At 38.3% G+C, this 17,581-nt stretch carries 17 protein-coding genes, 1 tRNA gene and 1 other annotated feature; of the genes, 1 reads left to right on the forward strand and 17 read right to left on the reverse strand.

The window, feature by feature from the left end; genetic code table 11:
* Position 1: 1 nt before the first annotated feature.
* The 11 genes from leuC to CZ490_RS11315 all read right to left on the reverse strand — a co-directional run bounded on the left by leuC (position 2) and on the right by CZ490_RS11315 (position 11,651).
* A complete protein-coding gene (leuC, locus tag CZ490_RS11265) occupies positions 2 to 1,429 on the reverse strand; it encodes a 3-isopropylmalate dehydratase large subunit (protein WP_077618989.1) in 1,428 nt (475 codons plus the stop codon).
* Positions 1,430 to 1,503: 74 nt separating this feature from the next.
* Positions 1,504 to 2,616, reverse strand: a complete 1,113-nt coding sequence (gene leuB / locus CZ490_RS11270) for a 3-isopropylmalate dehydrogenase (protein WP_077618990.1) — start codon at positions 2,614 to 2,616, stop codon at positions 1,504 to 1,506.
* A gap of 51 nt (positions 2,617 to 2,667) precedes the next feature.
* Positions 2,668 to 4,209: a 2-isopropylmalate synthase gene (locus CZ490_RS11275; RefSeq protein ID WP_077618991.1), complete on the reverse strand. Its 1,542-nt coding sequence runs from the start codon at positions 4,207 to 4,209 to the stop codon at positions 2,668 to 2,670.
* Positions 4,196 to 5,224: a ketol-acid reductoisomerase gene (ilvC, locus tag CZ490_RS11280; RefSeq protein ID WP_077618992.1), complete on the reverse strand. Its 1,029-nt coding sequence runs from the start codon at positions 5,222 to 5,224 to the stop codon at positions 4,196 to 4,198. Before ilvC ends, CZ490_RS11275 begins: the two co-directional genes overlap by 14 nt.
* A 55-nt stretch (positions 5,225 to 5,279) precedes the next feature.
* Positions 5,280 to 5,801 (reverse strand): acetolactate synthase small subunit, encoded by a 522-nt coding sequence (ilvN, locus tag CZ490_RS11285; RefSeq protein ID WP_077618993.1) that lies wholly within the window; start codon positions 5,799 to 5,801, stop codon positions 5,280 to 5,282.
* Positions 5,798 to 7,516 (reverse strand): acetolactate synthase large subunit, encoded by a 1,719-nt coding sequence (gene ilvB, locus CZ490_RS11290; RefSeq protein ID WP_077618994.1) that lies wholly within the window; start codon positions 7,514 to 7,516, stop codon positions 5,798 to 5,800. Before ilvB ends, ilvN begins: the two co-directional genes overlap by 4 nt.
* A 74-nt stretch (positions 7,517 to 7,590) precedes the next feature.
* Positions 7,591 to 7,851 (reverse strand) — a binding site (T-box leader).
* A 535-nt stretch (positions 7,852 to 8,386) separates the two neighbouring features.
* Positions 8,387 to 8,463 (reverse strand) — tRNA-Arg (locus CZ490_RS11295).
* A gap of 127 nt (positions 8,464 to 8,590) precedes the next feature.
* Positions 8,591 to 9,100, reverse strand: a complete 510-nt coding sequence (locus tag CZ490_RS11300; RefSeq protein WP_077618995.1) for a metallophosphoesterase family protein — start codon at positions 9,098 to 9,100, stop codon at positions 8,591 to 8,593.
* Positions 9,097 to 9,702: an XTP/dITP diphosphatase gene (locus CZ490_RS11305; RefSeq protein WP_077618996.1), complete on the reverse strand. Its 606-nt coding sequence runs from the start codon at positions 9,700 to 9,702 to the stop codon at positions 9,097 to 9,099. Before CZ490_RS11305 ends, CZ490_RS11300 begins: the two co-directional genes overlap by 4 nt.
* A gap of 1 nt (position 9,703) precedes the next feature.
* A complete protein-coding gene (gene rph, locus CZ490_RS11310) occupies positions 9,704 to 10,453 on the reverse strand; it encodes a ribonuclease PH (protein WP_077618997.1) in 750 nt (249 codons plus the stop codon).
* A 127-nt stretch (positions 10,454 to 10,580) separates the two neighbouring features.
* Positions 10,581 to 11,651, reverse strand: coding sequence for a GerMN domain-containing protein (locus CZ490_RS11315; RefSeq protein ID WP_077618998.1), 1,071 nt, complete (start codon positions 11,649 to 11,651; stop codon positions 10,581 to 10,583).
* A gap of 267 nt (positions 11,652 to 11,918) precedes the next feature.
* Between CZ490_RS11315 and CZ490_RS11320 the strand changes: the two genes are divergently transcribed.
* Complete coding sequence (locus tag CZ490_RS11320; protein ID WP_268762197.1) at positions 11,919 to 12,197, forward strand: nuclease-related domain-containing protein; 279 nt, start codon at positions 11,919 to 11,921, stop codon at positions 12,195 to 12,197.
* 324 nt (positions 12,198 to 12,521) lie between these two features.
* On the opposite strand, the gene racE is transcribed toward CZ490_RS11320, so the two are convergent.
* The 6 genes from racE to sdhA form a co-directional block, all read right to left on the reverse strand.
* A complete protein-coding gene (racE, locus tag CZ490_RS11325; RefSeq protein ID WP_077619000.1) occupies positions 12,522 to 13,316 on the reverse strand; it encodes a glutamate racemase in 795 nt (264 codons plus the stop codon).
* A gap of 10 nt (positions 13,317 to 13,326) precedes the next feature.
* Positions 13,327 to 13,785 (reverse strand): MarR family winged helix-turn-helix transcriptional regulator, encoded by a 459-nt coding sequence (locus CZ490_RS11330; protein WP_077619001.1) that lies wholly within the window; start codon positions 13,783 to 13,785, stop codon positions 13,327 to 13,329.
* A 234-nt stretch (positions 13,786 to 14,019) separates the two neighbouring features.
* The gene (gerE, locus tag CZ490_RS11335; protein ID WP_077619002.1) at positions 14,020 to 14,244 is read right to left on the reverse strand and encodes a spore germination transcription factor GerE; all 225 of its coding nucleotides are present in this window, start codon (positions 14,242 to 14,244) and stop codon (positions 14,020 to 14,022) included.
* 161 nt (positions 14,245 to 14,405) lie between these two features.
* The gene (locus CZ490_RS11340) at positions 14,406 to 14,876 is read right to left on the reverse strand and encodes an acyl-CoA thioesterase (protein WP_077619003.1); all 471 of its coding nucleotides are present in this window, start codon (positions 14,874 to 14,876) and stop codon (positions 14,406 to 14,408) included.
* 180 nt (positions 14,877 to 15,056) lie between these two features.
* The gene (gene sdhB / locus CZ490_RS11345; RefSeq protein ID WP_077619004.1) at positions 15,057 to 15,815 is read right to left on the reverse strand and encodes a succinate dehydrogenase iron-sulfur subunit; all 759 of its coding nucleotides are present in this window, start codon (positions 15,813 to 15,815) and stop codon (positions 15,057 to 15,059) included.
* Between the two features lies 1 nt (position 15,816).
* Positions 15,817 to 17,577, reverse strand: coding sequence for a succinate dehydrogenase flavoprotein subunit (gene sdhA / locus CZ490_RS11350; RefSeq protein ID WP_077619005.1), 1,761 nt, complete (start codon positions 17,575 to 17,577; stop codon positions 15,817 to 15,819).
* Between the last annotated feature and the right edge of the window lie 4 nt (positions 17,578 to 17,581).

The following is a 17,581-nucleotide window of genomic DNA, read 5'->3' on the forward strand; positions in this document are numbered from 1 at the left end:
ATTATGCCTCCTCCCCTGCTGCTACTTTTTGAATTTTGCGGACATCTACAAATTTGCCATAGATTGCTGCTGCTGCTGCCATGGCTGGACTAACTAAGTGTGTACGAGCACCCTTCCCTTGACGACCCTCGAAGTTACGGTTAGAAGTAGACGCACATCTTTCGCCAGCAGGTACTACGTCAGGGTTCATACTTAAGCACATACTACATCCCGCATCACGCCATTCAAAGCCCGCTTCGCGGAATACATCAGCAAGACCTTCCTGTTCAGCTTGAACCTTAACTTGTTGAGATCCTGGAACTACCAATGCTCGTACCTTTGGAGATACCTTTTGACCACGAATAATTTCTGCAGCTTCACGTAAATCCCCGATTCGAGAATTTGTACATGATCCAATAAACACATGCTGGACTTCAATCTCGTTAATCGGAGTACCAGGTGCAAGATCCATATATTCATAAGCACGCTGAGCTGATTTTTTATCAACTTCTTTTTTGAAATCCTCAGGATAAGGAACTGTATCTTCAATTGTTACACTCATTGACGGGTTTGTACCCCATGTTACAGTTGGTAATATTTCATCTGCATGAATTTCTAATACCGCATCAAAAACTGCACCTTCATCGGTAGCAAGGTTCTTCCATCGTTCAACAGCCTTTGCAAACTCTTCGCCTTCTGGACTATGTTTTCTTCCTTTTAAATAGGAGAAAGTCGTTTCATCCGGACTAATTAAACCAGCTTTAGCTCCACCTTCGATAGACATGTTACAAATGGTCATTCTTTCTTCCATTGACATATTACGTATAGCTTCGCCTGTGTATTCAATAACATGTCCTGTTCCAAAATCAATACCAAATTTGCGGATAATGGATAATATAACATCCTTTGCATACACACCAGGTGATAATGGACCAACTACATTTACCTGCATGGTTTTAGGTTTTTGTTGCCAAAGTGTTTGAGTTGCAAGTACATGCTCCACTTCACTTGTCCCAATCCCAAATGCTAATGCTCCAAATGCGCCATGTGTTGACGTATGGCTATCACCACAAACAATTGTTTTTCCTGGTTGAGTTAAGCCTAGTTCCGGTCCAATAACGTGGACGATTCCTTGTTCTGGACTATAAAGGTCTGCTAACGGAATATTAAATTCCTTACAATTCTTTTCTAATGCACTCATTTGTTTAGCCGCAATCTCGTCCTTTGTTTGGAAGCGATCACTAGTTGTTGGCACATTATGGTCCATCGTTGCAAAAGTTAAATCTGGTCTTCTAACTTTTCTATTCTTTATACGTAACCCTTCAAAGGCTTGTGGAGAAGTTACTTCATGGACTAAATGTAGGTCAATGTAGAGTAGATTTGGTTTCCCCTCTTCATGATTGATAACGTGCTGATTCCAAATTTTTTCAATAATTGTTTTCGGTGCCATTAGTATCTTCATCCTCCTTTTTCACTATATTTGAAAAGATAAGCTCGGTATATACCGAGCTATCAGTGGTTCTGCTATGCATATGCAGACATAATATTAGAAATCGCCCCGTCCTCAACTAAGGCTTCTTTAATTTTTTCCACCATTTCAGTTGTTGAAATTGCCCTTTGTTGTCCCCCTGCAACATCTGCAGTTCGGTAGCCAGCGTTTAACACTTCATCGACCGCTTTTTCCACTGCTTTTGCTTCTTCTTCTAATCCAAAGGATAAGCGTAGAAGCATTGCTGCGGAAAGGATAGTTGCAATTGGATTCGCAATATCTTGACCAGCGATATCCGGTGCCGAACCATGGATTGGTTCGTATAAACTAGGTCCATTCGTTGATAAACTTGCTGAAGGAAGCATTCCTAGCGATCCTGTTAACATCGAGGCCTCATCGCTCAATATATCCCCAAACATATTCTCTGTTACGATTACATCAAATTGTCTTGGATTACGGATTAATTGCATTGCTGCATTATCGACTAGCATGTGCTCTAACGTAATGTCAGGATATGATGCTGCTACTTCTTCAGCAACTTCACGCCACATTCTACTTGATTCCAGCACATTCGCCTTGTCGACGGATGTTACTTTCTTCTTTCTAGTTGTAGCCATTTCAAATGCTTTTTCAATGATTCGTTTCATTTCCGAACGTTTGTAGGATAAAGTATCAACAACAGCTTCCTCTCCATCCTCTAGCGTTCTTCCACTTGGCTTTCCAAAGTAAAGGCCTCCTGTAAGTTCCCTTACAATTACGAAATCTGCCCCTTCGATTACTTCTTGTTTAAGTGGAGAAGCATCTAGCAAACTAGTAAAGCATGTTACCGGTCTTACATTTGCATATAAGTTCAATGCTTTTCGGATTTGTAATAGCCCTTTTTCAGGGCGTAAATGTGGGGGATTGGAATCCCATTTAGGACCTCCAACAGCCCCTAGCAATACTGCATCACTTTGTTTACATATCTCCAGTGTCTCCGCCGGAAGAGGAGTGCCTTCAGCGTCAATTGCTGCACCACCTATTAAAGCGTGTTGAAATATAAACTCATGATTGTATTGTTCGGCGACAGCCTTTAACACTTCGATTGCCCCTTTAGTTACTTCTTTACCTACGCCATCTCCACGAAGTACGGCAATACGTTTCTTCATTCTGACTCCTCCTCTTTTTCTTTTAACACTGAAAATCGTATTTAGTGCGTTTTACACACCAACTTCAAGTAACTTTTTATTTGACTCAACTGCTAGTAGTCGATTTACTGCATTCACGTAAGCTCTTGCAGATGCTTCTAAAACATCTTGCGCAGATCCTCTTCCACTGCTTTCAACATTGTTATGTTTTACTTTTACATATACTTCAGCAAGTGCATCACGCCCTGCACCAACTGATTGAATTCGATAGTCATCTAACGTAATAGAGATCCCGAAGCAACGCTCAAGTGTATTATAGAGTGCTTCAACACTTCCAGATCCAGTAGCGGCTTCTTGAATAATGTTGCCATCACGATCTGTTAACGTGATTGTTGCTGTTGGAATCTGGTTTGTTCCGTATTGAACTTGCATCGATGTTAATTGATAATTATCCTCTACGTTTGCTACTTTTTTATCTACTAAAAGAGTCACTAAATCCTCATCAGTGATTTCTTTCTTTTTATCTGCTAAATCTTTAAATTGCTTAAAAACAAGATTCAATTCTTGGTCATCTAGGGTATAGCCTAACTCTGCGATACGGTTTCTGAACGCATGTCTTCCAGAGTGTTTTCCAAGTACCATCGAATTTGATTTAACTCCAACTAATTCTGGAGTGATAATTTCATAAGTAGTCTTTTCCTTTAATACACCATCTTGGTGAATACCAGATTCATGAGCATAGGCGTTTTTACCAATTACTGCTTTGTTAGGGGGAACAATCATTCCAGTTAACTTACTTACTAAGTCACTCGTACGCTTAATTTCATCTAGCTTTAAGCGAGTGTTAGCATTGTAAAAATCCTGGCGGATATGCAAGGCAACTGCGACCTCTTCAAGAGACGCATTTCCTGCTCTTTCTCCAATTCCATTAATGGTTCCTTCTACCTGTAATGCACCATGTTCGACTGCTGATAATGAATTAGAAACAGCCATACCAAGGTCATCATGACAGTGAGTTGATAAAATAACTTTATCTATATTCGGTACGTTTTCTAGTACATAGGTAAACATTTTGCCGTATTCTTCCGGAGTACCATAGCCAACTGTATCCGGTAGATTAATCACGTTTGCTCCAGCATCGATTACTTCTTTGATGATTTTTGCTAAGAAGTCTAATTCTGTTCTGCTCGCATCTTCCGCAGACCATTGGATAATCGGGAAAAATTGAGAAGCATATTTAACACTATCTACAGCTGTTTGAATTACTTGTTCTTTCGTCTGCTTAAGCTTATATTTTCTATGAATTGGAGAAGTAGCTAGGAAGGTGTGGAGACGAGGCTCCGCTCCACCCTTCAAAGCTCCCCAAGCTGCGTCAATATCACTTTGTACAGCTCTTGCAAGTCCTGTTACGGAAACATTTTTGATGATATCAGCAATTTGTTTTACTGACTGAAAATCACCTTCAGAGGCAGCTGGAAATCCTGCCTCCATAACATCCACATTGAGTCGTTCCAGTTGCTTAGCTATTTCAAGTTTTTCGTGTAAGTTTAAATTAACACCAGCAGACTGTTCTCCATCTCTTAATGTAGTGTCAAAAATATTAATTTTCCGCACGAGCACCCACCACTTCTTTCGCTTGTCTTTGCTTCACGAATGGCATCATTGCACGAAGCTTTTTACCTACTACTTCAATTTGATGTTCAGATTCAATCTTGTTAATTGCATTGAACTCTGGACGATTTGCTTGGTTTTCTAGGATCCAACCTTTAGCAAACTTACCTGTTTGAATATCCTTTAATACTTCTTTCATTTCTGCCTTTACACTGTCAGTAACGATACGTGGTCCAGTTACGAAATCTCCCCACTGAGCAGTGTCAGAAATTGAATATCTCATTCCAGCTAAACCTTCTTCGTACATTAAATCAACGATAAGTTTTAATTCATGTAAACATTCGAAGTACGCAACTTCCGGTTGGTATCCAGCTTCAACTAATGTTTCGAATCCTGCTTTAACCAATGCAGAAGTTCCACCACATAATACTGCTTGCTCACCGAATAGGTCTGTTTCAGTTTCTTCTTTAAATGAAGTTTCTAGAACGCCCGCTCTAGCTGCACCAATCCCCTTTGCATAAGCAAGTGCGATTTCTTTTGCATTTCCAGTCACATCTTGTTCGATTGCGAATAGTGCTGGAACTCCTGCACCTTCTGTAAATGTACGACGCACTAAGTGACCTGGTCCTTTAGGTGCTACTAAGAATACATCTACAAAACTTGGAGGTACGATTTGGCTAAAATGAATGTTAAAACCATGTGCGAATACTAATGCGTCTCCAGGTTTTAGTCCTGGTTCGATTTCTTCCTTATATACCTTTGGTTGACTTTCATCTGGTAGTAATACCATGATAACGTCAGCTTGTTCAGCCGCCTCACTTACAGAGTACACTTGAAGTCCATCATTTTTTGCCTGCTCAAATGATTTACCTTGACGTAAACCAACGATTACATCAATGCCACTTTCACGTAAGTTTAATGCGTGTGCGTGTCCTTGTGAACCATACCCAATGATTGCAACCTTTTTACCTTGTAATGCTAGATCATTTACATCTCCGTTATAATATACCTTTGTCATTTAAAATCTCTCCCTTATTAGAAATAAATTATATATATTAATGTGATTAATACCCTTAAACAATTGAAAAAGAAGATTTTGAATTAGTTGTTGCTTTTTGATTACCTCTTGTGAATGCTGTTGTGCCTGTTCTGGCTACTTCTTTAATGCCATATGGCTTTAAGAGGTCAATTAATGCTTCTACTTTTTCAGATTCACCTGTTACTTGAATAACTAGGCTATCCTTACTCACGTCAATAATGGTTGCGCGGAAAGGATCTATTAAACTATAAATCTCATTTCTATTTGATGGACTGGATGCTACTTTAATGAGAGCGAGCTCCCTAGCTACAATAGCTTGATTCGTAATATCCATAACCTTAATAACATCGATTTGTTTGTTTAACTGCTTGGTAATTTGTTCTACTACCGTTTCTTCATCTACATGAATCACAAATGTCATTCTGGAAAGACCTTCAGTTTCGGAATGACCAACTGTAATGCTTTCAATATTATAGTGACGCTTTGTTAACAAGCCGGTAATTCGATTTAATACACCTGCACGGTTATTTACTTGTAAGGTAATAATCCTTTTCACAGCTTAACACCTACCATTTCGTGATGACCCTTTCCAGGTGCAACCATTGGGTACACATTTTCAAAAGGTGTCACACTAAAGTCCATGAGAACAGGTCCTTCGTGTTCTAGTGCTTCTTTTAATACTTGTTCTGCTTCTTTTTCATTCGAAGCTTTTAAACCTTTTATTCCATATGCGTCAGCAAGTTTCATAAAATCAGGTTGATTCGGAATTAATGAGTGTGAATATCTTTCCTTATAGAATATCTGCTGCCATTGTCTTACCATTCCTAAGGCTCTGTTGTTTAGAATGATAATTTTGATTGGTAGATTTAACTCTTGTATGACTGAAAGCTCTTGAGATGTCATTTGGAACCCACCATCTCCAAGAATAGAAACTACTGTTGAAGATCTTTCAGCTAACTGTGCACCAATACTTGATGGTAAACCAAAGCCCATTGTTCCGAGACCACCTGATGTGACCCAGCGATTTGGCTTTGTAAATTGATAGTACTGAGCTGCCCACATTTGGTGTTGACCAACATCTGTAGTTACAATTGCCTCACCTTTTGTATATTGGTAAATGAGTTCGATTAATTTTTGTGGTTTTAACTCGACATCAGATGGTTCATACACTAGTGGATATTCTTCTTTCCATCCAGCTAGTTGTTCTCTCCATTCAAGAGAATTTCCAGGTTTACCATTCTGGTGAACCAAGCTTTTCAGAACTTCTTTGGCATCCCCTACAACCGGAATTTTCGTTGGGATATTTTTACCTATTTCTGCAGGGTCAATATCGATATGTGCGACTGTTGCGTTCGGAGCAAAATGTTGTAAATTACCTGTTAATCTATCATCAAATCTGGCTCCGATACTTATTAGCAGGTCACATTCGTGTAATGCCATATTTGCGGAATACGTACCGTGCATCCCAGCCATTCCAAGAAACAACGGATGGTCGGCAGGGAAACCGCCTAGACCTAAAAGAGTATGTGCCACTGGAATATTTTGTTGTTCAACGTATTCTTTTAATTCTTCAGCAGCCTTCGCATGCAGAACTCCAGCTCCTGCTAGAATTACTGGCTTTTTCGCTTGGCTAACAGCTTCAACTAGTTTGCGAATTTGAAGGTGGTTAGGCTGAATGGTTGGTTGATAACCAGGTAAGTGAATCTCTTGATCGTAATTAAATTCCGCTTCGTTTACTGTCATATCTTTCGGAATATCAATCAAGACAGGTCCCGGTCTTCCTGAAGTAGCAATGTAAAATGCTTCTTTAATAATCTTAGGTAGGTCTTTTACGTCTCTGACCTGATAACTATGTTTTGTAATCGGCATTGTGATTCCTAGTACATCTGCTTCTTGGAATGCATCCGAACCAATTACGCTCGATGCAACCTGACCTGTAAATACAACAAGTGGAAGTGAATCAATCATTGCATCAGTTAATCCAGTAACGATATTCGTTGCACCCGGTCCGGAAGTTGCAATGACGACGCCTGGTTTCCCTGAAATTCTCGCATACCCCTCAGCTGCGTGGATACCACCTTGCTCATGTCTAGTTAGGACATGAAATATCCCTGAATCATATAAACTATCATAAATATTTAGTACTGCACCGCCAGGATATCCAAAAATGACTTCTACGTTTTCCTTTTTTAATGATTCGATTAACATCTGGGAACCATTCATTTTTGTAGAAGCTTTTGTTTGGTCTTCCACTTTTGCATTTACACCCATTTTTCCTTACATCCCTTCCTTTTTGAAAATAAAAAATAAAAATGCCAATCCACCCACTAGACCAATTTTTTGGTCGAAGGGGCGAAAAGGCATTTATCACTTTCCACGGTACCACCCTTGTTCGTGATCAAAAGACCACCTCAGGAACAACATGTGTTGTTCATTTTGATAACGGGTGAGCTGTAACCAAACACCCGATTAGCCCTACTAAAAGTAATCTTTCAGGCTAACACTCCGAGGTGAGTTCATCTAACGGGATAACACCGGTTTCCACCATTTCCGGCTCTCTGTGGTTATCGTTACGTAAGACTACTTATCCTCTTCAACGTTTATGAATATTCAATATTTTCTACATACATCTCTATAAACGATTATGCTATCGGAATTACTTTAATACCAAAAAACTGAAACGCTTTACACCATTGAAACTAAGGTATAAAAAAATTATCCAAATCCATTTTCCCTTCATCTTCCCATGGGGATGAAGGCTTATGTTTAGGAGTATTCTTATGCTGTCATATCACTATTTAATTTTAGTGAATGAGTAGAATTTGTTTTATATTAGGACCTATATTACGCTCATTTTTTCTCGTAGTCAACACTATTTTATAGAATTGTTTGATTATTTTGATTTACAAGAATTACTGTACACGCTTACAACTTTGGTATATTAAGGTTTTTAGAATTAAAAAAATTTCGTGAAAAATTCGTGAACTGTAAGTGAGTAGTTTCTTGTAAATGTAGGCGAAATTATGAAGACGTTAGATATTTGAAAAGATTCTTTGGATCAATCAAAAATTCGAGGAGAAAATAAAAAAACACTTCAATTCATAAGAATGAAAAGAAGTGTTTGTGATTGAATATGTAAAATGGCGTCCCAGGAGAGATTCGAACTCCCGACCGACGGCTTAGAAGGCCGTTGCTCTATCCAGCTGAGCTACTGGGACATTTTATTATTTTGTTGTCACCACTCATTAGCGACATTTTTTATTATAGTTATATAAGAATTAAATGTCAACATCTTTTGAAGATTTTTTTCTAAAGGGAGTATTTTTTACTCCCTTTGGTATTTTATCATATTTTTAAACTTGTTGATAGTTCCTCAACAACATTACCTTTACTATCATAAAAATCGACATTTACTTGATTGACAACTAGTTCTAGAATGACATATGTTTTCTCTGCGCGCATTCTTGGCATGCGGAAACTTCCAGGATTGATAAACAAAACACCTTCAATCATCTCTGCACCAGCAATATGTGAATGTCCGAAACATGCAATCTTGGCGCCGACTTCCTCCGCACGATACTTAAGATTCATTAACGTCATTTTTACATTGTACAAATGACCATGAGTCAAATACACCTTAGCTCCGTTTAAAAGAATCACCATGTCATTTGGATAATTAGAATCGAAATCACAGTTTCCTCTAACAGCTGAGAATCCACTCATTTCTTCGGAATGAGATGGCAACTCCGAATCACCAAGATGGAGCATAAAATCTACATCATTTTTATGTCTTTCCTTAACTTCGAGTAATTCATTTGTAAGACCATGGCTATCACTGATTATCAATACCTTCATCTTTGAAACTCCTCATAATCTCTTAAAAGCGCATTTAACTTTCTAAGCGCATTTCCACGATGGCTGATTTCATTCTTCTCATCTTTTGATAATTGAGCCATTGTTTGTCCTTTTTCAGGCACAAAAAAGATAGGATCATATCCAAATCCTTTATCTCCTATCGGCTCTTCAGATATAATTCCTTCACAAGTTCCCTCAACAATTTGCGTTTTCTCCCCTGGGATTGCCAATGCCAATGCACAGTGAAATTTTGCCGATCTCTTTTCTTTTGGAACCCCCATTAATTCATCTAAGACCTTATTAAGATTATCCAAATCATTTTTATGCTCTCCTGCGTACCTGGCCGAATAGACTCCCGGTCTACCGTCAAGATAATCAATTGAAAGTCCAGAATCATCCGCTATTACAGGAATATGGAGTTTATTTGCAATTTCTTCTGCCTTAATTTGAGCATTCTCAGAGAAAGTAGTCCCCGTTTCTTCAATATCCCCTACATCAGGATAGTCAAGCAAAGATTTTACAATGATACCCTTGCTCGCAAATAAATCTCTAAATTCATTAACCTTCCCCTGATTTTTGGTAGCAATCATAATCTCTTTCACGTTAAGAATCCTTCTTTCCAATTAAGTTTGCTAAGTCACCTAGTACACTCTTCTGCTCTTTAATTATTTCATTAATCCCTATTTCTGCTAATTCCAATAAATGTTGCAATTGCTTGCGCGAGAAAGTCGACTCCTCCCCGGTACCTTGTAGTTCAACAAACTCTCCTGCACCGGTCATGACAATATTCATATCTACATTTGCTTTTGAATCTTCTATGTAATTTAAATCAAGGATTTCTCCTTTTTCAGGATCTATTCCCACAGAAATTGCCGCTAAAAAATCAGTAATCGGGAAAGCCGTCATTTTTTTATTCTGATAGATTTTATGAACTGCAAGCACCATAGCGACGAAAGCACCTGTTATAGAGGCTGTTCTTGTACCGCCATCTGCCTGAATAACGTCACAATCAATCCATATCGTTCTTTCACCGAGCTGTTCAAGGTTAACAACTGATCGTAGAGCTCGTCCTATTAAACGCTGAATCTCCATCGTTCTTCCAGAAATCTTACCCTTAGTCGATTCTCTCATATTACGTTGTTCTGTTGCTCTAGGAAGCATGGAATATTCGGCTGTAATCCAACCCTTTCCAGTCCCTCTCATAAAAGGAGGAACTCTGTCGTCTATACTCGCATTACAAATAACCTTTGTATCACCAACTTGTATTAACACAGATCCTTCCGGATGCTTAATATAATTCAATTCAAATTGAATCGGCCGTAGCTGATTTGTAAGTCGTCCATCCACTCTCAAAAACCAAAAACCCCCTATCTATTCTATAAAAAATGGCAGCACAACCTTTACCATCCTTATATAGTATAGCAAAATTTTTCTTTTCTAATAGTAAAAGGATGCGAACACTGTTCACATCCTCGAGATATTAGAAACTGCCAGTATTAACATTAGCAGGACGAGTAACTGGTTCAGTTAAGGACTTCCCATCTTCTGTCACAACGTCTTCACTTCCGTTTACTGTAATTGCAACACCTTCAATTTCAGGTTGTTCTGTTAAAGAAAGAACTAATGAGTTAATAACATGCTTGGAAACCATTTTCTCATTAAATGCTCCAAAAATAGCTTCATTGAAGTCTAGTGTTGCTTTACCATCTTCCATCTTAACTCCTAAAAGTTTTACATCCTGATGAATATCACTAATTAAAGTTGAATTCATATTTGGACCATTGATAAGGGCATTTACAACTGATGTGACTTGATCATCACCAGTATTTTCAATACGTTTCGTCACAGGTACATAGTATTCAGCTTCTTCATTTTGAACATAGAAATAAAGAGTCACAGGGCGGCTGTTCGTAATATCCACAACTCCACTGTTATCGACATTAATTCCATCTGCTCTGCTTAAATCCGCCGGAATTGGTGTACCATTCACAGGCATTTCGTCTAATGTATAGCCGTTAACACTGATTACAACATTTTTCACATTATCAAATTGAGTTAAAGTCCAAGTAATAGCTTGTAAAATTTTATCTTCGTCCTCAGGACTATAGGTTCCAAATTCCTTTGAGAAGTCAGCTGTCAACGTTCCATCCTTGAGGTTTACATCCACTTCTGTATCCTGTGGAATAACGGCCCTAAATCCATCTGGTAAGATTTCATTTAACGGTCCACCCGCTACTAAATATTCAAGAACTTGTCTAGCTGCCGAATCTGTCTTTGGAAGATCGACAGTATAAGGAACCACCAATCCATTATCATCGATTAAATAAAGATCTCGTTTTACTGTTTCAGTAGTAGCCTCGTCTTGATCAGTTCCTTCAGTATCTTCAATAGCCGGATCATCCCCCTTTGCTACAGTTTCATCCACCGTTTCATTCTGTGGCGGATCCATTTGTGTGACTTCTTCCTCTCCACCAAATAAGCCACATCCTGAAAGTAGCACTGTTGAAGTAACAACTGTTGCAGCTATTGCAGATTTAGTTATTTTACGCATTCTTTTCCCTCCTAAGGCAGTTTGTACTACTATGTATACGAGCCTATTTTTCAAATTAGACCGCTTTTTCATGAAAAAGTTGGACAAAATGTTTTGGATTTAGGTTGTTATGGATTGTAAAAATAGAATAGAAGATTTAAAATTATCTCAAACTAAGAAAGATGTGTTGTGTTGATTATTAAAACTTGAACTGTTCCACTTGAATTACAGCTCCTAAGGTTTATCAGAGCGCGAAACAAAGTTACCAATAAAATTGAAAATCGAATTATTACTCTTGAAAAAGGTTTTTCTGGGGAAACAATGTTTGACGACCGTATGGGAAGTCTTTCACTCGATTCCCTCACTATTAATGACATGTTTCTTGAAACAAACAGCACTTTTTACCAAATCGATTCCCTACTTATTTCACAATACAAGATGCACGTTTTTGATGTAAAAAACTTTGAAGGTGATTACATTCTAAACGGTGATCAATGGAAAATCTTATCTACTGGAAAAGAAGTCAAAAATCCCTTATTACAACTCTCCGATGCCAGTCACTTCTAAGACAATTGCTCCAACAACTTGGTTCCAACCTAACAGTGGAAGGACACCTCGTTTTTATAAACCCCAGAATGTGGTAATGTAGAAAACATCGAATCAGCAATAATTTGGAGCATCGATGAATTAAAAATGCTTTTTCCTAATATAAGAATTTCAACGAAGACTATTTTTGATTGGTGCTTGATTATAAAGGATAAAAGAACCGTCAGAAAAGTTCTTGCAAAAAATTATAATTCTATCTCAATGGCTCATGCATGCAACGTAAAACCACAAAATACCAATCTCCCATTTTTTCAACAAAAAAAAGCCCCACAAGGGACTTTTTCTCTAGAGCTTCACAGATTTCACATTGTACACTGGTTCCTCAAACCAGTTCGTTGCAATTTGCTGGAAAATTTCTTTTTCGCCTGTTGTGAGGAACAGGTGGCCACTTTTTGATGGTTTCGTGTTTAACATTCCGCTATAAAACAAAACAGTACTTACTTCTCGGGCGGTCTCGGCACCGGAATCGATGAGTTTGATACCATCACCTAAATAAGCCTGTATCGTGTTATGCAGAAGTGGATAATGGGTACAACCAAGAATCAGTGTGTCGATTTCTTTACCTTTCAATGGAACAAGAGACTCAGCCACTATTAGTTCAGCCTTCGATCCGATAAACTCCCCAGCTTCCACAATTGGAACAAAGCGTGGACAGGCAAGGCTTTCGACATTGATTTGATTGTTTATTGATTTCAGTGCATCTTCGTAAGCACCACTTTCAATTGTGTTCACCGTACCAATTACGCCGACATAGTTATTTTTAGTCACCTTTAATGCGGTTCTTGCACCAGGATAGACTACACCGATCACTGGGATTGAAAGCTCGGATTGAATTTCATCCAATACCAATGCAGTTGCTGTATTACATGCAATGACTAGCATTTTTATATCATGTGACAATAAATAGTTCGTCAGCTCCCACGTAAACTGACGAACTTCTTCTTTAGGTCTAGGTCCATACGGACACCTTGAGTTATCACCTAAATATATGATTTCCTCATTAGGTAATTGTCTAATTATTTCCCGAGCAACGGTTAAACCGCCAACCCCTGAATCGATAACTCCAATTGGTCTATTCAAATGTTTCGCCTCATTCTACTCGCATTTCTTGATGTAATTTCCTTAGACTCTTTTCTAATTGGAACACTTCTTCCTCAGAAAAGTTCTCCATAATTTCACTTAAGTAATCTTGTCTCTTCTTAATTACTTCTTCTATGATACGCTCTCCTTCATCCAATAAATGAATTCGAACAACACGTCGATCTTTTGGGTCTTTTACACGCATAACTAGATTATTTTTTTCCATGCGGTCAACAAGATCTGTTGTGGTGCTGCATGCTAGGTACATTTTATTTGATAATTCACCGATTGTCATGTCACCATGTTCTAGCAGCCACTGAAGTGCAATAAATTGTGGTGTTGTGATGGTAAAATTACTTAAGATTTCTCGGCCTTTTTGTTTTAATAAACCAGAAATATAACGAAGGGATTTTTCGATATCTGCAATTACTTGAAAGTCTTTTGTTTCATTGCTCTCTTTAACAGTCATTACATCCTCTCCTATTAAAAATAATGTAAGATAAACCAACAATTCTTCTCTTTAATTGTGTTGGGAATTATAAACTTGGATAATAAATTTTTCGAGTCAGGAAAAAAGCTATATTATTCTTATTTTCTACTTTTTTCGCATAAAAAGCAAGTTCAAGTTATCTTGATGATATGTAGTTCTCACTTCAAATAAGTAACCGGCTACCTTACTTACGTAAAGTGTAGCCGGTGATACTTAAAGTTCAAGTTCTCCCATACGAAGGAGCTCTACAACTGCTTGAGAACGCCCCTTTACTCCCAGCTTTTGCATCGCATTCGAAATGTGGTTACGAACTGTTTTTTCGCTTATGAATAGTTCATTTGCGATATCTTTCGTTGTTTTATCTTGAACTAATAATTCAAAAACTTCTCTCTCTCTTTTTGTTAGTAGCGGTTTTGGTTGAAACTCTTTCTCCTTCAAGTATTGTAACCCTCCTTGCTAAGGTTCGAGCTGAACTACTGGATGGGTATATATTTAGTCACAATATAGTATGAGAAGGAGAGCGCTGCCGTGACTGTTGTAGAGTCGTTATGTAGACTTTTTCGCGTCCATTTTTTGATATAATGGTATATTTGAACTCCTTAACTCATACAATATAGGTCAAGTGTTTTGGTTATCATTTGTTTGACCTCTTCAGACCATGGTACACCTTTTCCTGTTCGCTTCGATATTTGAACTAGTGTACTCTTACCTACAAAACAAATGGAATCAGTTTCATTTTTCGCCATATAGTGGATATCCATGGATGACTTACCAAGCTGATTTATTTTCACATACAGTTTTAACTGCTCATCAAAAAAGACCTGTTTTAAATAATCGCATTGTTGGCTTGCAACAACTGGTATAGTTTCACTTGAATCGGCAGTCCATTTTTGCATAAACCCCAAATAAGTAAAATACTGAATTCTTGCCTCCTCAAAATAGACAAAGGGTACAGTGTTATTTAAGTGCCCAAACATGTCAGTTTCAGAAAAGCGTACTTGGATTGGTTGATAAAAATCAAATGCTCTCTCCCATTTCTCAATATCATCTATATACGTAATATGCTTCATTCCAATCGCTCCTTACATAAGATTATTCAAGTCGATGTAAAGTGGTACCTTATCTAACTGGAAAACCGGAAATTTCATGTCTAGCTTTGCCGTCCCACTTAAAGCTTTTCATTATTGTAAAAAAACTCGTAAAAAAAGCACCCCTCCATGTTACATGAAGGAGTGCTTATGGCTACTCTATTAGACTTGGTCACTACCAAACATGTTTCTGAATGCTTGGATTGAAGTGTCTCTGTTTAAAGCTGCAATTGAAGTTGTAAGTGGAATACCTTTTGGACAAGACTGTACACAGTTCTGTGAGTTACCACAGTTCGCCAGGCCTCCATCTCCCATAATTGTCTCTAAACGTTCACCTTTATTCATCGCACCAGTTGGATGAGCGTTGAATAAACGAACTTGTGATAATGGCGCAGGTCCCATGAAATCAGACTTGTCGTTCACATTTGGACAAGCTTCAAGGCAAACGCCACATGTCATACATTTTGATAACTCATATGCCCACTGACGTTTCTTCTCAGGCATACGAGGACCAGGACCTAAATCGTACGTTCCGTCGATTGGAATCCATGCTTTTACCTTCTTCAATGAATCAAACATTCTACTACGATCGATTTGTAAATCACGAACGATAGGGAATGTCTTCATTGGCTCAAGTTTAATTGGTTGTTCAAGTTGGTCAATCAGGGCAGAACATGATTGACGTGGCTTGCCGTTGATGATCATTGAACATGCACCACAAACCTCTTCCAAACAATTCATATCCCAAGTAATTGGGGCTACTTGATTTCCATTGATATCAACTGGATTACGACGAAATTCCATGAGTGCAGAAATTACGTTCATATTTTTACGATATGGAACCTTAAATTTAACTACATATGGTTGAGAATCTGGAGTATCCTGACGAGTTACATGGAATTCAACTGTTTTTTCACTCATCTTACTTTGCCTCCTTCTTCTTTGTATAATCACGTTTACGTGGTGCAATTAATGAAGTATCTACTTCTTCATAATGGAATGCAGGTGCAGTATCCTTCCCAGTAAATGTAGCCATAGTTGTTTTTAAGAAGTCCTCGTCATTACGATCAGGGAATTCAGGTTTATAGTGCGCTCCACGACTTTCATTACGGTTATAAGCACCGATTGTAATTACACGAGCAAGCTGAAGCATATTTTGCAATTGACGTGTAAATGTAGCTCCTTGGTTGCTCCATTTAGAAGTGTCATTGATATTAATATTCTTATAACGCTCCATTAACTCTTGAATCTTTTCATCAGTCTTTAAAAGTTTGTCATTGTAACGAACAACTGTAACGTTATCCGTCATCCACTCGCCAAGCTCTTTGTGAAGAACGTACGCATTTTCAGTACCATCCATTGACATGATTTCATCCCATTTTTCTTGCTCTTGTTTCACATGGCTATCGAAAACACTTGAAGAAATGGAGTCTGTACCTTTTTTAAGACCTTTAATGTAATTTACAGCATTAGGACCAGCAACCATACCACCATAAATAGCAGATAATAGTGAGTTTGCACCTAAGCGGTTTGCACCGTGCTGTGAAAAATCACATTCTCCTGCAGCAAATAATCCAGGAATGTTTGTTTGTTGATCATCGTCAACCCATAAACCACCCATTGAATAGTGAACAGCAGGGAAAATTTTCATTGGAACTTTACGTGGGTCGTCACCCATGAATTTTTCATAGATTTCAATAATTCCACCTAATTTAATATCAAGTTCTTTTGGATCTTTATGAGAAAGATCTAGATATACCATGTTTTCACCATTGATACCAAGCTTCATATCAACACATACATGGAAGATTTCACGTGTTGCAATATCACGTGGAACTAGGTTTCCATATGCAGGATACTTTTCTTCTAGGAAGTACCAAGGCTTACCATCTTTATAAGTCCATACTCGTCCACCTTCACCACGAGCAGATTCACTCATGAGACGAAGTTTGTCATCTCCAGGAATTGCTGTTGGATGGATCTGAATAAATTCACCATTTGCATAAGTTGCACCTTGTTGGTAAACAATTGATGCAGCAGATCCTGTATTAATCACTGAGTTTGTAGTCTTACCGAATATAATACCAGGACCACCTGTTGCCATGATTACGGCATCACCAGGGAATGATTTAATCTCCATTGTTTGAAGATCTTGTGCTACAACGCCACGACAAATTCCTTCATCATCTTGGATAATTCCTAGGAATTCCCATCCTTCGTACTTAGTAACAAGCCCTGCTACCTCATGACGACGAACCTGCTCATCTAATGCATATAGCAATTGTTGACCAGTAGTCGCACCAGCGAATGCTGTACGGTGATGTTGGGTTCCCCCGAAACGACGGAAATCAAGTAGACCTTCTGGTGTACGGTTAAACATAACACCCATACGGTCCATTAAGTGAATAATTCCAGGTGCAGCTTCACACATTGCCTTAACTGGTTTTTGATTTGCTAAGAAATCCCCACCATAAACTGTGTCGTCAAAGTGAATCCATGGTGAATCCCCTTCACCTTTTGTATTAACCGCACCGTTTATCCCACCTTGTGCACAAACAGAGTGAGATCGTTTTACAGGTACGAGTGAAAATAAATCAACCTGTGTTCCTTCTTCTGCTGCCTTGATAGTAGCCATTAAGCCAGCAAGTCCACCACCAACGACAATAACTTTTCCTTGACTCAAAGTA

The sequence above is a fragment of the Litchfieldia sinesaloumensis genome, assembly GCF_900156865.1.
Lineage (GTDB): Bacteria > Bacillota > Bacilli > Bacillales > Bacillaceae_L > Ferdinandcohnia > Ferdinandcohnia sinesaloumensis.

Coding starts and splice junctions, on each gene's coding strand:
- leuC (WP_077618989.1), bottom strand. CDS start 1,429: ATGGCACCGAAAACAATTATTGAAAAAATTTGGAATCAGCACGTTATC.
- leuB (WP_077618990.1), bottom strand. CDS start 2,616: ATGAAGAAACGTATTGCCGTACTTCGTGGAGATGGCGTAGGTAAAGAA.
- ilvC (WP_077618992.1), bottom strand. CDS start 5,224: ATGACAAAGGTATATTATAACGGAGATGTAAATGATCTAGCATTACAA.
- ilvB (WP_077618994.1), bottom strand. CDS start 7,516: ATGGGTGTAAATGCAAAAGTGGAAGACCAAACAAAAGCTTCTACAAAA.
- CZ490_RS11300 (WP_077618995.1), bottom strand. CDS start 9,100: ATGAAGGTATTGATAATCAGTGATAGCCATGGTCTTACAAATGAATTA.
- CZ490_RS11315 (WP_077618998.1), bottom strand. CDS start 11,651: ATGCGTAAAATAACTAAATCTGCAATAGCTGCAACAGTTGTTACTTCA.
- CZ490_RS11330 (WP_077619001.1), bottom strand. CDS start 13,785: ATGACTGTTAAAGAGAGCAATGAAACAAAAGACTTTCAAGTAATTGCA.
- CZ490_RS11340 (WP_077619003.1), bottom strand. CDS start 14,876: ATGAAGCATATTACGTATATAGATGATATTGAGAAATGGGAGAGAGCA.
- sdhB (WP_077619004.1), bottom strand. CDS start 15,815: ATGAGTGAAAAAACAGTTGAATTCCATGTAACTCGTCAGGATACTCCA.